Below are 2,578 nucleotides of genomic sequence, written 5' to 3'. Positions count from 1 at the left end.
TCTGATTTATTGTGTTAGCTTAAAGTCATTACAGCCAATATTTGCCACAGTCGCCCCCAAACAATCATGTTGCCCCACGAGTTGCAAAACGTTGTCCCAGAATCGACCCCAGCAGCCGAAATTTTCCAACAAAACCAAATTGTTCGCGAGTTTTACGCCGAAATTAAGTACCGCGAAGAACTCGAACGTCACTGTCAGTGGTACTACGCTACAGCCAAGCAGCATCAGCAGGAATTGCAGAAAATGCAGGGAGATTTTAATATTTTCGGTTGGTTCTGCCGCCGACGATCGCAAAATTAAGAATTAAACAAAAAAGAGAATTTGTAGGAAGGACTTTAGTCCTGCCGATCGACTAAAAGCCAGAGAAACAACAGAAGTCTTCACTACAAATTCTCTTATGGTTAGATCGCCGGATTGGATATTAGTTGCCAACAGCAATGCAGCTTTAGAAAATCTCCAAACCCCGATCTCATCAGCCATTCCAAATCTAAAATTTAAAATCTAAAATCTAAAATGGTATGAGATTGCCTTTGGGCTCCGGCGCTGTTTTTGAGAGTGCTAGACTTCCGAAGATATCAATTCAACCTCATCCTCTTTGAAATGAGCTTTAAATTTTTTGTCGAACTGAACTAAAACCGGCCAATTGGCACTGACAGGTCTGCCGTGCCATTCGTGAACGATCGCCACGACTTCTCCTTCCATGCCCTTAATATCAAATGGTTGACTGCGATTTTGAGGGTGGTGGTAGACAACAACAGAGTTTTTAACGCAAACGCGATCGCCAACTTTCATCAGAAAAATGGGTTTGAAACCCCGTCCTTCTAGGACGGCTTTACATTGTTTTTTGATTTACTACCGCCTTGGAATTGGTTAATTCGGTGTACCTTTGTGTTGTACTCTCAGCGGGACAGTTACCGCTTCAAACCTCCCAATCCTGTACGCATAGTATTTGCTCTTGCGAGCCGCCCTTGCGGGGTGATGTTAGCTTCGCCAATGTTTTAAGAGCTTGTTGAGCTAGCAGCACTATTCCAGTGACCTTAGAATTGTTTAACCACTAGCGACAGAGCGAGGGACTAGCTACGGATCCCAGGGTGTCGTGACTCAAAAAACGTAGTCAGTTAAGACTTAGGCTGGACAGGATGGCTTTTGAGATTTCTCTTTCAAGCCTCACGCCGTCAGGGCTGAGGTTCCTGACAGATTTAAAATTAGTGTTCTCTCTACACAACTCTACAAAGCCTGCAAGTGCAGAACACCTGCAGGATTTGGGGACAGTCTTTTTATCTTCCCACACAATTCGAGCGAAAACTTAAACAAAATTGGCGGTTCCCTGTCAGTAGTTCGATCGCCAGCCACGATCGCACGAAACCGAAAAGCCGATCGATTCTCGGTTAACAAGCCGCGCGATGGAGGCTTAAATCCCGATCGGGCGGCTTCTGTGACGGGGGAAATTAATTCCCGACTAATTGGAAAGCGATCGGCTTAACTGATTCAACCAACACTCAACATCAACGGCCAAAGTTTGACCCAACTCCAGCAACTGGCGGATCGAAGACAACTCCCAGTCGCCCTCTGAACGCGCGACATCCAAAGCAACGGGGTCAACCTTATTTTCGCCCGCCGCCTCCGCTCGCCGTTGCAGCCAGCCCAAACACAGAGGCACAATTTGACTGTACAGAGAATTGAAATACAGTTCCTGCGATTTGTCCAAACACAAACCCAGACTCAGCCGATCGCCCACAGCAATCAAACGCTCGATCGTAGCGATATCAGATTCTAACTCAACAGGCGACCGTTCCCGATCGCCCGCAGCAGATTGCAGCAGCGCGTCCAGAGAGCGCCAAACCATGTTTTCCAAAATTTGCTTAACTTCAGGAACCTTCAATTGACAGCGCAGGTTGCGCGTTTCAGTAGCGATCGCCTCAATTTCCGCCAACAGCGACTCCCCCTCCCCGGTTTCCAGTTCCAAAGCCTTCGCCGCCGTCAAACAGCGGTGTCCCAAAGCCACCTCAGCAGCCACCTGCAACTCCACAGGCACCGGCAGCTCATCGCGGTGGAAAGCCATCATCACCCCGTAATTTTCCCGATAAACCTGAGTGTAAAGCTGATCCAAGCGAGTCAAATTTTCCTGACTCAGCAACTGCACGATCCGGTGGCGTTCCTCAGCGAACAAATCCCGCAAGCTAAACGACTGATCCCCAAACAACCGCACCATTTCCAGAATCGCGTGGGCCGCCGAAGCTTCTTGCAGAACTCCAAACAATCGGTCTTTCAGCATCGTGTAAGACCGGCGGCTGCCAAAAGGCTGAATGCAGCAGTGAAAGTCCCAGCCCCCGAGGTGGAACGCAGCAAACACAAACACCTCTGTTTCCCGCGTAATTTCCGAAGTTAACTGCAATTGACCCACCGCCAGAGTCATCGATCCCATCCGCTGAATTTGGAAATCTTGCTGCTGGGCCTGATAGCAGTAAACTCGCTGTTGGCGGGGATATTTGGCAAACAAAGAACTAATCGCGTAGTGGGCGGCTACTTGTCTGAGGTTAACTTGGGCTGTCACCACCAGTTGGCGGTAAACTTCGGC

The 2,578-nt window shown here is 48.7% G+C and carries 4 protein-coding genes; 2 read left to right on the top strand and 2 right to left on the bottom strand.

From position 1 onward, the window contains the following. The first annotated feature begins 66 nt into the window (after nt 1-66). Complete coding sequence (locus tag WBA89_RS07755; protein ID WP_373535802.1) at nt 67-300, top strand: hypothetical protein; 234 nt, start codon at nt 67-69, stop codon at nt 298-300. A gap of 258 nt (nt 301-558) precedes the next feature. Here the strand turns inward: WBA89_RS07755 and WBA89_RS07750 are convergent, their stop codons facing one another. Beyond that, on the bottom strand, nt 559-792 hold the full coding sequence (locus tag WBA89_RS07750) for a ferredoxin-thioredoxin reductase variable chain (protein WP_424405334.1): 234 nt from the start codon (nt 790-792) through the stop codon (nt 559-561). A gap of 450 nt (nt 793-1,242) precedes the next feature. On the opposite strand from WBA89_RS07750, the gene WBA89_RS07745 reads away from it, so the two are divergent. Further along, the gene (locus WBA89_RS07745; RefSeq protein ID WP_424405332.1) at nt 1,243-1,392 is read left to right on the top strand and encodes a hypothetical protein; all 150 of its coding nucleotides are present in this window, start codon (nt 1,243-1,245) and stop codon (nt 1,390-1,392) included. A 67-nt stretch (nt 1,393-1,459) separates the two neighbouring features. On the opposite strand, the gene WBA89_RS07740 is transcribed toward WBA89_RS07745, so the two are convergent. Then, nucleotides 1,460-2,578 (bottom strand): DUF3536 domain-containing protein (locus tag WBA89_RS07740; RefSeq protein ID WP_424405330.1); only part of this gene is annotated, 1,119 nt, incomplete at its 5' end.

Origin of the sequence: Microcoleus sp. (assembly GCF_049646505.1) — a bacterium.
GTDB lineage: Bacteria > Cyanobacteriota > Cyanobacteriia > Cyanobacteriales > Microcoleaceae > Microcoleus.
Note: the sequence above shows the minus strand (reverse complement) of the source record. Positions and strands in the feature narration are given on the sequence as shown.